Genomic DNA, 15,054 nt, shown 5'->3' with positions numbered 1-15,054 from the left:
CCCGACTTGGGATCAATACAGGACATGACCAGCGCCTTCTTTCACTGGCCGGCCTGCTCCCACCATCCGCAGTCGCGGCACAGCTGATAGGCAAACAATTTAGCACGATACGCGAAAATGCGTATAACTTTTTGCTAAGCTAAACAAGCAATAAGCAAAATGTACTCAATATCATCTTGCTCATTACTTACCGCGCTGCAGCAAGAGCCTTCTGGCGGCGGCGCTGAACCGAACTGCCCAGCCCGATAGCTTCACGGTACTTCGCGACCGTTCGCCTTGCCAGTGCGAATCCCTTGCCGTTGAGCAGGTCGACCAGCGCATCGTCGGACAGGATCGCCTTGGGATCCTCGGCATCGATCAACTGCTTGATGGCGGCCTTCACCGCCTCTGCCGAAGCCGCGCCCTCTCCGCCCGCGGCACTGACGCCGGAGCTGAAGAAAAACTTCAGCTCGTAAGTCCCGCGCGGACAATTGAGGAACTTGTTCGAAGTCACGCGACTGACGGTCGATTCATGCATGCCGATCGCTTCTGCCACGGCGCGCAGGGTCAGCGGCTTGAGCTGCGAGACGCCGTGGCGGAAGAAGCCGTCCTGCTGCTTCACCAGTTCGCTCGCCACCTTGAGGATCGTCTTCTGCCGCTGGTCGAGCGCCTTGATCAGCCAGTTGGCATCGGCGAGCTTTTCGGAAAGCCACGCGCGCGACGTCTTGTCCTCGCAAGTGCCCTTGAGTTCAACGTAATAGCCGCGGTTGACGATCAGGCGCGGCAAGGTCGCCTGGTTGAGCGCGATGTCCCAGCCCCCGTCGCTGCGCGGCGTCACGAGGATGTCCGGCGTGACGGCCCCGCTCGCCTCCCCGCCGAAGCGCGCGCCCGGCTTGGGATCGTAGTTGCGCAGTTCGGCTAGCATGTCGGCGAAATCCTCGTCGTCGACACCGCACATGCGCTTGAGCCGGGCCAGTTCGCCCTTGGCGACGAGGTCGAGGTTCTCGATCAGGCGCGCCATGCACGGATCGTAGCGGTCCGCCTCGCGCGCCTGCAGGGCGATGCACTCCGACAGCGAGCGCGCACCCACGCCGGTGGGGTCCAGCGACTGGACAAGGATCAGCGCGTCCTCGACCGCATCCTCGGACACGCCGAGATCGGCCGCCATTTCGGCAAGGCCGGCATGGAGATAGCCGGCATCGTCGAGCAGGCCAATGATGTAGCGTGCAATGCCCGCTTCGACGGGATTGAACGCTTCGGGCCCCACTTGCGCCTGCAGGTGTTCTGCAAGGGACTCCGCGCCCCCGGCGTGATCCTCGATACCGGGCCCGGCCTCGCCGCCGGCCATGCGGAATTCGCTGGCCCAGTTGTCGCCGCCGCTGCCAGCCGAGTAGGCCGCCAGTTCGCCGTCACCTGTATCGCGATCTCTGTCGAGCGATCCGGCGTCGATGTCGAGCGGCCGGTCGTCGCTTGCCCGCCCTTCCCCTATCAACTGGTCGACGGGGGAGCCTTCCAGCGTCGTTCGCCGGGCTTCCTCGGGCATTTCCAAGGCTTCGCCCACGGGCGCTGCCGGTTCTGCACCGACGTCGAGCAGGGGATTGGCGTCGAGCGCCTCGCCAATGAAGGTTTCGACTTCGAGATTGGACAGCGCCAGCAGCTTGATCGCCTGCTGGAGTTGCGGCGTCATGACCAGCGACTGGCTTTGCCTCAGGTCTAGCCGGGGCCCCAGCGCCATGCGTCAGTATTCCTGGGCGTCAGGCCTCACAGCGTGAAACCCTCGCCGAGATAGAGCCTGCGCACGTTCTCGTCGGCCACCAGCGCTTCGGGGCTGCCCGCGAAGAGCACCTGTCCGCCGTAGATGATGCAGGCGCGATCGACGATGTCGAGCGTTTCGCGCACGTTGTGGTCGGTGATGAGAACGCCGATTCCGCGAGTCTTGAGGTCTTTCACGAGATCGCGGATGTCCGCGATCGACAGCGGGTCGATGCCCGCGAAAGGCTCGTCAAGCAACATGATCGACGGCTTCGCGGCAAGGGCCCGGGCAATTTCGCAGCGGCGGCGCTCACCGCCCGACAGGGCCATGGCTGGGCTCGAACGCAGGCGCGTCAGGCCGAATTCGTCGAGCAAGCGTTCCAGTTCCCCATCGCGCACGTCCCTGTCCGGCTCGTTGAGTTCCAGCACGGCGCTGATGTTCTGTTCGACGGTCATGCCCCGGAAGATCGAGGTTTCCTGCGGTAGATAGCCCAGGCCAAGGATCGCGCGGCGGTACATCGGCAAGCGGGTGACGTCGACGCCATCCATGAGGATGCGGCCCGAATCCGGCCGCACCAGTCCCATGATCGAATAGAAGCAGGTGGTCTTGCCCGCGCCGTTTGGACCGAGCAGGCCCAGCACTTCGCCTTTCGCCACCGAAAGCGAGATGTCGGTAAGGACCGCGCGCTTGTCGTAGCTCTTGGCGATGGAGATGACTTCGAGCCCGCCGCGTTCGGCGACCGCGGCCGAAGCGGCGGCCGCACTGGAGCTCTGATCCTGCGAAAGTTCGGTCGTTTCCGTCATTGGCTACCGCGTTAACGCAGGCGACCGGGCAACGGCAAGTCGGCATTTTGCCTTCAAGGCCCAGATTGGCAGGTTTCGTGCATGTACCTGATTACCCGGCGCTGTTTACCGATCGCCCTCGGGCTACCGCCCATCCGCATCAACAGACCTTGCCGGAAATTTCGTCAAACTTGATCTTCCCGCAATTTGATGATCTAGTCTTGATGGGATTGAAGGGGAAGTGCTGCTGGATGGTTAAGACCACTCGACATCGGGCCGTCATGACTCCGGTCACCGGGCATCTGGTGGACTGGCGCAAGAAGATGAGCGACCACATCGCTTACGCCCTGCTGGTCTATACCGCCTTGCAGATTTTCGTGACGATCGGTGCCCTGAAGTCGCATGGCAGTTCGTTGCTGCCCTATCTTGCGCTGATCATCCTCGTCATCGCCATTATCCCGGCCTGCCGCCGCTTCGAAGCGCGCTGGAATCGTCTGACCGACGAACAGGCGCACGATCCGGGCATGGCGCCCTATTACCGGCGTGATCGCCTGGTGCTCTGGGCCATGGCCATCGGCCTGCCTTTCGTACTGACGGGACTGTTCAAGGGCCTCGCCCTGATCTTCGCCTGAGCGAGGCTGCGATCGGGGTTCTGCACCCCCGCCAGCCGACAGATCATGCATCTCGCATTTGCCCTCGGCCCGCGCGGCGACTAGGGCTGCCCTCAGCGCGGACCGGCTTTCGCGCGGTTCAAGGGAGTTGCGAAGTCCAATGCTCAATCCGGAACAGGCCAAGGAACGCGCGCAGGACCTGGTTGCGCGTGCCCGCCGCGCAGGCGCCGATGCCGCCGATGCCGTCTATGGCGCCAGTTCCTCGGAAGGCATCCAGATCCGCCTGGGCAAGCTCGAGGATGTGGAGCGTTCGGAAAGCGAGCATATCTCGCTGCGCGTGTTCAGCGGCACCCGTTCGGCCAGCATCGGTTCGTCCGATCTGTCGGACATCGCGCTGGACGAACTGGCCGCGCGCGCGATCGACATGGCCCGCGCGGCGCCGGAAGACGCCTATGCCGGTCTGGCACCCGAGGAACTGCTGACCCACGGCCCCTTCCCCGAACTGGACCTGATCGATCCTGCCGAACCCAGCCCGCAGGCCCTGCGCGAACGCGCCGAGGAAGCCGAGGACGCGGCCCGGGCGGTGCAAGGGGTGACCAATTCGGACGGCGCCTCGGCCAGTGCCGGCTTCGGCATCTTCGCACTGGCGACCAGCCATGGTTTTGCCGGCGCCTATGGCGCGTCCAGCCACTCCACCAGCGCTTCGGTCGTTGCCGGTGAAGGCGCGGGCAAGCAGCGCGACAGTGCCTGGCGTCAGACGCATCACGTGGAGGACCTTCCGAGCGCGCGCGAAATCGGTGAACTGGCCGGAACCCGTGCGGTCGCCCGCCTCGAACCGGGCAAGGTGAAGAGCGGGCCGATGCCGGTCCTGTTCGATCCGCGAGTCTCGGGTACGCTGGTCGGCCATCTGATCGGCGCCATGTCGGGTAGCGCGATCGCCCGCCGCTCCAGCTTCCTGCTCGACCGGCTCGGGGAACAGATCTTCGCACCGGGCACCGCGATCGCCGAAGATCCGCACCGGCCCCGCGGCCTGCGCGCCCGCCCCTTCGACGGCGAGGGACTGGCGACGCGCGCGCGCAATCTCGTGGAAGACGGGAAAATCACCGGTTGGCTGCTCGACTGTGCTGCGGCCCGCCAACTCGGCCTCGAACCGACCGGCCACGCCTCGCGCGGGGGCGGCGGCGCACCGGGAATCTCGGTGGGCAATATCCACCTCGAACCCGGCCCGCTCTCGCCTGCCGAGCTGATGGCGGACATCGCCGACGGCATCTACGTGACCGAACTGATCGGGCAGGGCGTGAACGGAGTAACGGGAGACTACAGCCGAGGCGCTTCGGGCTTCCGCATCGTCAACGGCGAGCTGGCCGGGCCGGTCGCCGAATTCACCATTGCCGGCAACCTGCTCAAGATGTTCGCGCAGATGACCCCGGCCAGCGACCTAGAATGGCACCGCGCGATCAACGTGCCGACGCTGCGCGTCGACGGCATGACCATCGCCGGAAACTGATGGAAGAACGTCCCTGCGCCGCGCCCGTAGGAAGGGAGCGCGGCGCAGGGTTCACGATCAGAACGCTTCGGCCTCAAGCGCCATCATCGAGCCCTTGCCGGCCTTGATTGCCAGGAAGACCGCGGTTGCCTGCGGCAGGATGCGGTCGAAGTAGAACTGCGCGGTGGTCAGCTTGGTCTTGTAGAAAGCCGCCTCTTCGGTGCCTTCTGCCAGCTTGCGCTGCGCGATCAGCGCCGACTTGGCAAAGCAATAAGCCATCGCGACAAGGCCGGTCAGGCGCAGGTACTCGGTAGCCGCGGCAGCGCCCTCTTCGGGGTCCTTCATGCCCTTTTGCGCGATCGTCGCGGTCGAGAGCTGGAGGGCGCCGAACGCCTTTTCGAGCGCCTCGATCATCTTTCCGAACGTCTCGTCGCCCTTGTTCGCCTCGATGAACTGTGAGACCGGGTGGAAGAACGCGCGCAAGTAGCGGCCCATGTGGGCCGGCAGCTTGCGGCCGACGAGGTCGAGCGCCTGGATGCCATTGGTGCCTTCGTAGATCATGGCGATGCGCGCATCGCGCACATACTGCTCCACGCCGCTTTCGGCGATGTAACCGTGGCCGCCATAGACCTGCACGGCAAGGTTCGCGGTTTCAAAGCCGAGATCGGTGAAAAGCGCCTTCACCACCGGCGTCATCAACGCGACAAAGTCCTGCGCGCGCTGCTTCACTTCCGGATCGGTGGCGTGCTTTTCGGCATCGAGCGCGCGGCTGACCCAGGCCGAGATGGCACGGCAGCCTTCGTTATAGGCACGCATCGTCATGAGCATGCGCCGCACGTCGGGGTGTACGATGATCGGGTCAGCCGGGCCGTTCGGGTTCTTCACTCCCGAAAGCGAGCGGCCCTGCAGGCGGTCCTTCGCGTACCACACGGCGGACTGGTAAGCCGCCTCACCCACGCCAAGGCCCTGCACGCCGACCGAAACGCGCTCGGTGTTCATCATCGTGAACATCGCCTCGAGACCCTTGTTGGGCTTGCCGACCAGCCAGCCGGTCGATTCCTCGAAATTGAGCTGGCAGGTGGCCGATGCCTTGAGCCCCATCTTGTGCTCGATGGCCGCGACCGAAACCCCGTTCGAAGGCCCGGGCGTGCCGTCGTCCTTGGGCAGGTACTTGGGCACGAGGAACAGGCTGATGCCCTTCACGCCCGCCGGCGCATCGGGAAGCCGCGCGAGGACGAGGTGGATGATGTTCTCGGTCAGGTCATGCTCGCCGGCGGAAATGAAGATCTTGCCGCCGGTCAGCTTGTAGCTGCCGTCATCCTGCGGAACCGCCTTGGTGCGCAGCATGCCCAGATCGGTGCCGCAGTGCGATTCGGTAAGGCACATGGTGCCCGACCAGGTGCCCGAGACCATCTTGGGCAGGTAGAACTGCTTGAGCTCGTCGCTGGCATAGCCCTCGATCGCGGTCGTGCCGCCGTGGGTCAGGCCCGGATAGAGACTGAACGACAGGTTCGCCGAGCAGATCATTTCCTCGGTCATCTTGTTGACCGATTCCGGCAGGCCCTGCCCACCCCATTCGGGATCGGACGCCAGCGCGCACCAGCCACCCTCGCGGAACAGTTCGTAGGCTTCCTTGAAGCCCTGCGGCGTGCGCACCACGCCGTTCTCCAGCGTGCAGCCTTCAACGTCGCCGCTGCGGTTGAGCGGGAGGAGAACCTCCTGCGCCACCTTGGCCGCTTCCTCGAGCACGGCATCGACGAGATCGGGGGTGAATTCTTCCAGCGCCTCGAGATTGCCGAAGCCGTCGTCCTGATGAAGCTCGTGCAGCACGAACTTCATGTCGCGCAGGGGTGCCTCGTAGACTTGCATTTCTCACTCTCCTCGCAGGCGCGCCTGCGCGCGCCTTGTCATCGCATCAGTTGCGCAGCGGCTTGCCGGTTTCAAGCATATGTTCGACCCGCGCAATCGTGCGCGGTTCGCGAACCAGCCGCATGAAGGTCTCGCGCTCCAGCTTGAGCAGTTCCTGCTCGCTCACCGTATCGACGAGGTCGGCCTCGCCGCCGGTCAGCACATTGGCCAGGGCGTCGGAAACGACCATGTCGTAATCGGTCGCCATCCCGCGCTTGCGGAAGCCTTGCGCCGCCATGTTGAGCGCGACGTGACCGCCCTCGCCCGGCAGCCTGAACTCGGGCGCTTCGAGGGGCGCGTAGCCTTCCACCAGCGAAAGCGCCTTCTGCTTGGCATCGTGAAGCAGGCGGTCGCGGTTCATGGTGATGCCGTCGTCGGGCCGCAGGAACAGCATTTCCTTGGCCTGCGCCGCGGACTTGGAGACCGTTGCGGTCGAGACCGTCTCGAACACCTTGGCCACGGCGGGCATCGGCCCCTTGGGCATCATCGGCGCCTTGCGGGCGCGATCGATCATCTCGCCATTGCCGCCCCAGCCCGGGATCAGGCCGACGCCGCATTCGACGAGGCCGGTGTAGAGCTCGGCATGGGCCTGGATCGCATCGCAGTGCAGCAGGATCTCGCACCCGCCGCCCACGGCCAGACCGGCAGGCGCCCCCACCACCGGGAACGGCGCGTACTTGAGGCCCTTGTAGGCCATCTGGCCACCGGCCACGAGCTTCTCGATCTCGCCATAGGCCGCGATGTTGAGCGCGAAGAGGGCAAGGCCAAGGTTTGCGCCAGCCGAGAAGCTGTCCGCATCGTTATAGACGACGAGCGCCCTGAACTTGCTCGAAACGAGCGGAATAGCCTCGATGATCAGCTTCATCACGTCGCCATCGAGCGCATTCATCTTGCCGGTGAATTCAAGGCAAGCGACGCCCTCGCCGACATCCCACAAGGCCGCCGAACCGTTCTTGAGCAGTGGCTTGGAGGCCAGCTTGACGTCGGCCAGGCGCAGCACCCCTTCGGGGCGCACGACATCGTGGTAGTCCCCATCAAGGCCAAGGAACTGGCGCTTGCCGTCCTCGACGCGATAGAACGTGCGTTCGCCTGCCAGCTTGAGGATTTCGGGAACCGGCTTGCCTTCGGCGTCGAGCCTTCCGGCCAGGTACTGCGCGCCGAGCCTGTCGATCATCTCGAACGGGCCGGACTTCCAGTTGTAGCCGAGCTTCATCGCGTCATCGACGGCCACGACATCGGCGGCGGCTGACGGCACCAGCGCGGCGGCATAGGCCAGCGTCCCGCCCAGAATCGCCCAGGCATATTCGCCCACCGCGCCCTTGGTTTCGACCAGCGCCCGCAGGTCCCCCTTGGCTGCGCGACCCGAAGGGCCGCGGGCGCTGGTCTTCTCGCGGTATTCACCGGTCGCAAGGTCAAGAGCCTCCTTGCGGCGGCCCATGTCCCTATTGAGGCGGTAGAAACCGCCCTTGCCCTTGCGGCCGGTGAATCCCTCGGAAATCATCTTTTCGATAAGCGGATGGCTGCGTGCGATCTCGTGGTAGGGATCGTCCTTGGGCAGCGTGGAAGTCAGGCTCGCCTGCAGGTGCGGCATCAGGTCTATGCCCACGAGGTCGACCAGACCGAAAATGCCGGTCTTGGGCACGCCCATCGGCTTGCCGGCAATCGCATCGGCCTGCTCGACGGTAAACCCCATGTCGAAAGCGGCATTGAGCCCGAGCTGGATCCAGTACGTGCCTATGCGGTTGGCAATGAAGCCCGGCGTGTCCTTGGCATGAACCACCGTCTTGCCCATAGCGACGTCGGCGAAGCGCTCGACCTTGCCTGCCACGGCCGCGTCGGTCGCAGGGCCGGTAACGATCTCCAGCAGGCGCATGTAGCGCGGCGGATTGAAGAAGTGCGTGATCAGGAAATCGCGCTTGAAGGCATCCGAGCGCCCCTCGACGAGATTGGCGAGCGGGATGGTGGAAGTGTTCGAGGACACCGCCGTGCCCTCGCGCTTGACCGCTTCCAGCTTGGCATAGAGGCCCTGCTTGATGTCGAGCCGCTCGATGACCGCCTCGATCACCCAGTCGCACTCGGCAACCTTGTCGAGATGGTCCTCGATATTGCCGGTCTCGACCAGTTTGGCCGCAGCCTGCGACATGAAGGGCGCCGGCTCGGTCTTGAGCATGCGCGCCACCGCGCCTTCGGCAATGGCGTTGCGGTTCTCGCCTTCCCGGGGAACGATGTCGAGCAGGACAACCGGTACCCCGGCATTGGCGACCTGGGCGGCGATCCCGGCACCCATGGTACCGGCACCGATCACGCAGACTTTCCGGATGCTATCGCTCATTCTGCCGACTCCAGGATCGTGGCGATGCCCTGTCCGCCGCCGATGCACTGGGTGGCCAGCGCATACTTGCCGCCTTCGCGCTTCAGCAGTGCCGCGGCCTTGCCGACGATGCGCGCACCGGTCGCACCGAGCGGGTGCCCGATGGCAATGGCGCCGCCGTCGATGTTGGTCTTCGCGGCATCCAGACCGAGGTCGGTCATGCAGGCAATGGCCTGCGAGGCGAAAGCCTCGTTAAGCTCCACCACGTCGAGGTCTGCCGCAGTAATGCCTGCGCGCTCCATCGCCTTCCTGCTGGAAAGGATCGGGCCGAGCCCCATGGTTTCGGGCGCACAGCCGGAGATCGCCACCGACCTGATGCGGGCAAGGATCGGCAGCCCGTGCTTGCGGGCATAGTCCTCGGTGCAGACCAGCACCGCGCTGGCGCCGTCGGTCAGCGGCGAAGAGGTACCGGCGGTAACCGAACCCTTGGCATCGAAGGCAGGCTTGAGACCGGCGAGGTCTTCGGCCGTGGTGCCGGGACGGATCGTGCCGTCTTCGCTCACGGTACCGCCCCTGGTTGCAATCGGCACGATCTCGTCGGTGAACTTGCCGGCCTCGCGTGCGGCGGCGGCACGCTTCTGGCTCTCGACGGCCAGGGCGTCCTGCGCCTCACGGCCGATCCGGTACTTCGCGGCGACGTTTTCGGCCGTCTCGCCCATCGACATGTAGGCGGCGCTCTTTTCGGCAAGGGCGCGGTTGGGCATCGGGTTGAAGCCCATCATCGGCACCCGGCTCATCGATTCGACGCCGGCGCAGATGAAGACTTCCCCCGCACCCACGGCAATCTGGCCCATGGCGATGTGAATCGCGCTCATCGACGAGCCGCAGAAACGGTTCACCGTCATCCCGCCCACCGAGATCGGCAGGTCGGCCAGCAGGCCGATCAGGCGCGCCACGTTCAGGCCCTGCTCGCCCTCGGGGAAAGCGCAGCCGACGATCAGATCCTCGACGTCGGACGGTTCGACCCCGGTCTTCTCGATCAGGCCGCGAATCACCTGGGCGGCAAGGTCGTCTGGCCGGACCCGGGCAAGCGCGCCCTTGTTGGCCAGGTGAAACGGGGAACGGGCGAAACCCGCAATCACGACGCTTTGCATGCATTCTCTCCATGAGCGGACGGGCCTGAGAATCCGGACCGTTCGAAACATCTTCCCTTAAGGTGCGATTCTTTCCCTATACGTCAAGCAAATTTTCGGTTATCTCGAGTCCATACCCGGTCCCGGATCGGAGACGTCTGCCAGCAAGCGACGCGAAACCGGGCCTTGGGGAGAGAGATGGAAAGGTCGCACATGAGACTCACGAAACATGCAACAGTGGCATTTGTTGCCGCCATTGTTGCTGCTCCGGTCACGGCATCGGCCGCTGCGCCGGAATCGGTCCTTGGAATGTGGCGCACGCCTTCGAAGCACGGCGTCGTCGAAATCGTCCGCTGCGGAACCTCGATCTGCGGAAAGCTTCTGGAATCCGACAACATCCGCAGCAATCCGGATATGCGGGACGAAAACAACAAGGACGAAGGCAAGCGCAACCGCCGCCTCAAGGGCCTGCAGATCCTCGGCGGATTCGATCGCGACTCGGCCAAGTGGACCGGCGGCACGATCTACAATCCGGAAGACGGCGGCACCTACAAGGCGACGATCACCCCCGCCGGCGCCGACACCCTCAAGCTCAAGGGCTGCATCGTCTGGCCCTTGTGCAAGACCCAGACCTGGACGCGGATCAACTGATGCGTTCGGGCGTTACCAGACACCACAAGAAATTGAATTCGGGAGAGATTCGAATGAAGTTGACGTCCGGCCGCGTGCTCCTTTCCAGCGCGGCATCCTTCTTTGCCATGGCCGTCGCAGGATCGGCCCACGCCCAGGCATTCTACCTTCAGGAGCAGTCCGTGCGCGGACAGGGCCGTGCCTTCTCGGGCGAGGCTGCGGACACCGGCGTCGATTCGCTATGGTGGAACCCTGCCTCGATCGCCGGAATGGAAGGCGGTGAGGCCGCCGTGCACGCCAGCGCCATCCTTCCCCGCGGCAAGGTATCCGACAACGGCACCGTGATCGTCCGCCCGGGCTCAGCGCCCGCCTCGGTCGGCGGCGACCCGGTCGAGAAGAACCCGATCGAAAATGGCGTGCTGCCTTCCGGCGCGATCGCCTACGGTTTCGGCAAGGTCGCGGTCGGCCTGGCCGTCAGCGCTCCCTACAACTTCACGACCGATTACGCCGAAGACAGCTGGGCCCGCTACACCGCGGACAAGACCAAGCTGCGCACCTTCGACATCCAGCCGACGCTGGCTGTTGCCGTGACGCCCGAACTGCGCCTGGGTGCCGCGCTCAACATCGAACATGCCGACGCTACCCTGGGCAATTACCTGCCCAATCTTTCCGCCCTGCTGCCCGACGGGCACCAGACCCTGTCCGGCAAGGGCTGGGATATGGGCTGGTCGGTCGGCGCCCAGTATCACACCGGTCCGCTCTCGCTCGGCGTCTCGTACAAGTCGAGCATCAAGCACAAGCTCAAGGGCACAGTCCTGACCGAGGGCCTGCTTGGCCCGCTTGCCGGCCAGAACGGCGAGATCGCCACGCACGCCACGTTCAGCACGCCGTGGCAGGCGATCGGCAGCATCCGCTACAAGGCGACCGAACGGCTGACGCTCAACGCGCAGGTCGTGCGCTACGGCTGGAGCAAGTTCGACACCATCGATCTCGGCGCGCCGATCAACGCCTCGATCCCCGAGGACTACAAGAACAGCTGGAGCTATGCCGCGGGCGTCGACTACCTGGTCAATCCCGACTGGACCGTGCGCGCCGGCGTCCAGTACGGCGGAACCCCCACGCGCGACGGCGAACGTGACGCCCGCGTGCCGGACAGCAACCGCTGGAACTTCTCGGCCGGCACCAGCTACGCCGTCAGCAAGGCTTTCACCGTCGATGCCGCCGCTTCGTACATCTCGTTCAAGGATGCCACGATCGACCGCACGACCGCTGCTTACGCAGGCACGGCAGCACAGACCCCGATCCTGGTGAACGGCACACTCACGGACGCATCCGCGCTCGTCTTTTCCCTCGGCGCGCGGGTGAAGTTCTGATGAGCGCCGCGGAGACGATCGGCGGGGCCCCTTCGGGGCAACAGACTCGCCCGGCGCACCCCTCCTCCTCCCAGCTGCCGGAAGAGATGCCGCCGATCGCTCCGCGGTTGCTTACCGACCTGCTCGACCATGCAGTCGAGCATCATGGCGAGTGGCCCGCCATAGATTTCATGGGACGCAAATGGACTTATGCCGAAGTCGGCGATCTGGCGCGCAAGGCCGCGCGCGGCTTGCAGGATCTCGGCGTCCAGCCGGGCACGCGGGTCGGCCTGTGCCTGCCCAACACGCCCTACTATGTGATCTGTTACTTCGCGATCCTGCGCATCGGCGCGGTCGTCGTGAACTTCAACCCGCTCTACACCGAGCGGGAGATGGAGCACCTCATCGAGGATTCGGGCGCCAGCGTCCTGATCGCCTCGGACCTTGCCCTGTCACTGCCCAAGGTCGCCCCGCTGGTGGGCAAGGGCAGCCTGTCACGCGTGATCGTGTGCCCCTTCGCCGACGCCCTGCCCCCATTCAAGCGCCGCGCCTTTCAGTTGCTCAAGCGCAAAGACATCGCGCATGAGCCGCACGACCTGCGCTTCGTACGCTTTGCCGACCTGATCGCCCGCGATGCCGCCCCCGATCCGGTCAAGCGCGATCCCGGCGACCTGGCCGTCCTGCAATATACCGGCGGCACCACCGGCGTGCCCAAGGGCGCGATGCTCAGCCACGCGAACCTGGCCGCCAACAGCGCCCAGATGATCGCCCATGTCGGCCACATGCCCGACGAACAGGAGCGCACGCTGGGCGTCCTGCCGCTGTTCCACGTCTTCGCGCTGACCACGGTGCTCAACTACTCGGTCGATACCGCGGCGGAAATGATCCTGCTGCCGCGCTTCGAGATGAAGTCGTTCCTCGCCACCGCACGGCGCACCAGGCCGACCCAGTTCTTCGGCGTGCCCACGCTCTATACCGCGCTCAATCACGTCAACCTGCACGGCGAGTTCGACAGCGTGCGCGTCTGCATTTCGGGCGGCGCCCCCCTCCCGCTCGAAGTGCGCCAGCGCTTCGAAGAGCGCACCGGCGTCAGGGTCGTGGAAGGCTACGGCCTGTCCGAAGCCTCCCCGATCATCGCCTGCAATCCGCTTGAGGGCGTGATCAAGGAAAACTCCTGCGGGCCGGCCTTCCCGGGCACGGCGCTGGAGATCCGCGATCCCGACAACCTCCACAAGGTGCTCGGCACCGGCGAGAAGGGCGAAGTCTGCGCGCGCGGCCCCCAGGTAATGAAAGGCTACTGGAACCGCCCGGAGGAATCGGAAAAGACCTTTATCTACGGGGCCCTGCGGACGGGAGACATTGGCTATCTCGATGCGGACGGCTATCTCTTCCTCGTCGACAGGATCAAGGACCTGATCCTGTGTGGGGGTTACAACGTCTATCCACGCGTGATCGAGGATGCCATCTATGAGCATCCGATGGTCGCGGAAGCGATCGTCATCGGTATTCCCGATGCCTATCGCGGACAGGCCCCCAAGGCGTTCGTTGCATTACGCGAGGGGGATATCTTGAGCGAAGAAGAATTGCTGGAATTTCTGAAGCCGCGGCTGAACAAGATCGAAATGCCATCGGCGATCGAATTCCGGGACTCACTGCCCAAGACCCTGGTCGGCAAGCTTTCCAAGAAGGAACTCGTGGCCGAAGAAGCCGCGAAGCGCGCACCATGACCGAAAGCGGGGCAAGCGAAAGGGCGGACGAACAGCTTCCCGACATGCTGGGCATTCACGAGGCGGCACAGCATCTCGACGTGACGATGCGCACCTTGCGCTTCTATGAGGACAAGGGCCTGATCGCGCCGCAGCGCGTAGGCACGACGCGCATCTACGGCAAGCGCGAGATCGGGCGCATGCAACTGATCCTGCGCGGCAAGCGACTGGGCTTCAGCATCCGCGAGATCAAGGAGTTCCTCGATCTCTACGACGTCGATCCGGAGCACGTCGAGCAGGTGCGCAAGCTGCTCGTCAAGGTGAGCGAACGGATTTCCGAACTGCGCCGCCAGAAACGCGCGATCGAACAGACACTCGCCGAACTGCGACTCATCGAACAGCAGTCGAAGGACTGGCTGGATGGCGCGAACGGTACGGCCCAGCCGAAGTCGAAAGGTAACGATGACTGATCCCCGGGCCCTTGCCGTCGAGGAACTGCGCGAACTGCTGCTCGTCGAAGAGATCGACACGGACCTGTTCCGCGGTGCGGCAGCGCCCGAAAGTCCCGGTCGCGTGTTCGGCGGACAGGTGATTGCGCAGGCGCTGGCCGCGGCGGCGAAGGAACTGCGCGAAGGCCATCACGCCCATTCGCTCCACGCCTACTTCATGCGCCCCGGCGACACGCAGCGACCGATCATCTACCGCGTCCTGCGCGACTTCGACGGCGGGACTTTCGCCAATCGCCGCGTCGTCGCCATGCAGGGCGGCAGGCCCATCCTCAATCTTGCAGCCTCGTTCCAGCGCCCCGAAGACGGCTATTCCCATGCCGCGCCGATGCCCGAAGTCCTCGCCCCGGATCGGTGCCCGGACATGCAGGACGTGCTGCGCAAGAAGGGCGCGCCCCTGCCCAAGCACCTGCAGGACCGTCTGGCCGCGTTCGAGATCCGGCCCGGGCCGCCCAGCTCCGACGTCGTCGACGGCGTCGGCCTGCCGAAGCAATACCTGTGGTTTCGCCTTGCCAGCCCGATCGGCGGAGACCCCGCGGTACATCGCATCGTCCTGGCCTATGCCAGCGATTTCGCCCTGCTGACGACGGCAGTCCTGCCGCAGGACATCAAGTTCTTCTCGCCGCAGTTGCAGGCCGCCAGCCTCGATCATGCAGTGTGGTTCCACCGCACGCCTCCGGTCGATGACTGGCTGCTTTATTGCATGGACAGCCCTTGGTCCGGCCACGCCCGCGGCTTCGCGCGGGGAACCGTTTACGATCGCGCCGGAACCATGGTTGCCAGCGTCGCTCAGGAGGGATTGTGTCGCCGGCGCGAGCCACCGGGCAAGGCTTGATTACTGCGCCCATCTCTCTAGTCACGGAACGATGCAAGAGACCAGCAAGCCGGTAGAGGATG

12 protein-coding genes are annotated in these 15,054 nt (G+C 64.9%); 7 read left to right on the top strand and 5 right to left on the bottom strand.

Annotated features, from left to right (window positions below; genetic code table 11):
* Positions 1–187: 187 nt before the first annotated feature.
* A complete protein-coding gene (gene rpoN, locus SPHV1_RS07745) occupies positions 188–1,714 on the bottom strand; it encodes an RNA polymerase factor sigma-54 (protein WP_054945460.1) in 1,527 nt (508 codons plus the stop codon).
* Positions 1,715–1,740: 26 nt separating this feature from the next.
* On the bottom strand, positions 1,741–2,535 hold the full coding sequence (gene lptB, locus SPHV1_RS07740) for an LPS export ABC transporter ATP-binding protein (protein ID WP_054945459.1): 795 nt from the start codon (positions 2,533–2,535) through the stop codon (positions 1,741–1,743).
* A gap of 230 nt (positions 2,536–2,765) precedes the next feature.
* Here lptB and SPHV1_RS07735 point away from each other — a divergent pair, with 230 nt between their 5' ends.
* Positions 2,766–3,146: a hypothetical protein gene (locus SPHV1_RS07735; protein ID WP_231634578.1), complete on the top strand. Its 381-nt coding sequence runs from the start codon at positions 2,766–2,768 to the stop codon at positions 3,144–3,146.
* 139 nt (positions 3,147–3,285) lie between these two features.
* Positions 3,286–4,632, top strand: coding sequence for a TldD/PmbA family protein (locus SPHV1_RS07730; protein WP_054945458.1), 1,347 nt, complete (start codon positions 3,286–3,288; stop codon positions 4,630–4,632).
* Positions 4,633–4,689: 57 nt separating this feature from the next.
* Here the strand turns inward: SPHV1_RS07730 and SPHV1_RS07725 are convergent, their stop codons facing one another.
* From SPHV1_RS07725 to SPHV1_RS07715, 3 genes are read right to left on the bottom strand one after another with little or no spacing between them, the layout of a single operon-like run.
* Positions 4,690–6,480, bottom strand: coding sequence for an acyl-CoA dehydrogenase C-terminal domain-containing protein (locus tag SPHV1_RS07725; protein WP_054945457.1), 1,791 nt, complete (start codon positions 6,478–6,480; stop codon positions 4,690–4,692).
* 46 nt (positions 6,481–6,526) lie between these two features.
* The gene (locus SPHV1_RS07720) at positions 6,527–8,851 is read right to left on the bottom strand and encodes a 3-hydroxyacyl-CoA dehydrogenase/enoyl-CoA hydratase family protein (RefSeq protein ID WP_054945456.1); all 2,325 of its coding nucleotides are present in this window, start codon (positions 8,849–8,851) and stop codon (positions 6,527–6,529) included.
* Entirely contained in the window at positions 8,848–9,984 is a 1,137-nt protein-coding gene (locus tag SPHV1_RS07715; RefSeq protein WP_054945455.1) for a thiolase family protein, read from the bottom strand. The genes SPHV1_RS07720 and SPHV1_RS07715 overlap by 4 nt, the downstream gene beginning before the upstream one ends.
* Positions 9,985–10,176: 192 nt before the next feature.
* Between SPHV1_RS07715 and SPHV1_RS07710 the strand changes: the two genes are divergently transcribed.
* From SPHV1_RS07710 to SPHV1_RS07690, 5 genes are read left to right on the top strand one after another with little or no spacing between them, the layout of a single operon-like run.
* Positions 10,177–10,614, top strand: coding sequence for a DUF2147 domain-containing protein (locus tag SPHV1_RS07710; RefSeq protein ID WP_054945454.1), 438 nt, complete (start codon positions 10,177–10,179; stop codon positions 10,612–10,614).
* A gap of 53 nt (positions 10,615–10,667) precedes the next feature.
* A complete protein-coding gene (locus SPHV1_RS07705; protein ID WP_054945453.1) occupies positions 10,668–11,966 on the top strand; it encodes an OmpP1/FadL family transporter in 1,299 nt (432 codons plus the stop codon).
* The gene (locus tag SPHV1_RS07700) at positions 11,966–13,672 is read left to right on the top strand and encodes a long-chain fatty acid--CoA ligase (protein WP_054945452.1); all 1,707 of its coding nucleotides are present in this window, start codon (positions 11,966–11,968) and stop codon (positions 13,670–13,672) included. The genes SPHV1_RS07705 and SPHV1_RS07700 overlap by 1 nt, the downstream gene beginning before the upstream one ends.
* Entirely contained in the window at positions 13,669–14,121 is a 453-nt protein-coding gene (locus tag SPHV1_RS07695) for a MerR family DNA-binding transcriptional regulator (protein WP_054945451.1), read from the top strand. The genes SPHV1_RS07700 and SPHV1_RS07695 overlap by 4 nt, the downstream gene beginning before the upstream one ends.
* Positions 14,114–14,992 (top strand): acyl-CoA thioesterase II, encoded by an 879-nt coding sequence (locus SPHV1_RS07690; protein ID WP_054945450.1) that lies wholly within the window; start codon positions 14,114–14,116, stop codon positions 14,990–14,992. The genes SPHV1_RS07695 and SPHV1_RS07690 overlap by 8 nt, the downstream gene beginning before the upstream one ends.
* Positions 14,993–15,054 lie beyond the last annotated feature (62 nt).

Source organism: Novosphingobium sp. KN65.2 (assembly GCF_001368935.1).
In the GTDB taxonomy this organism is placed as follows: Bacteria; Pseudomonadota; Alphaproteobacteria; order Sphingomonadales; family Sphingomonadaceae; genus Novosphingobium; species Novosphingobium mathurense.
Note: the sequence above shows the minus strand (reverse complement) of the source record. Positions and strands in the feature narration are given on the sequence as shown.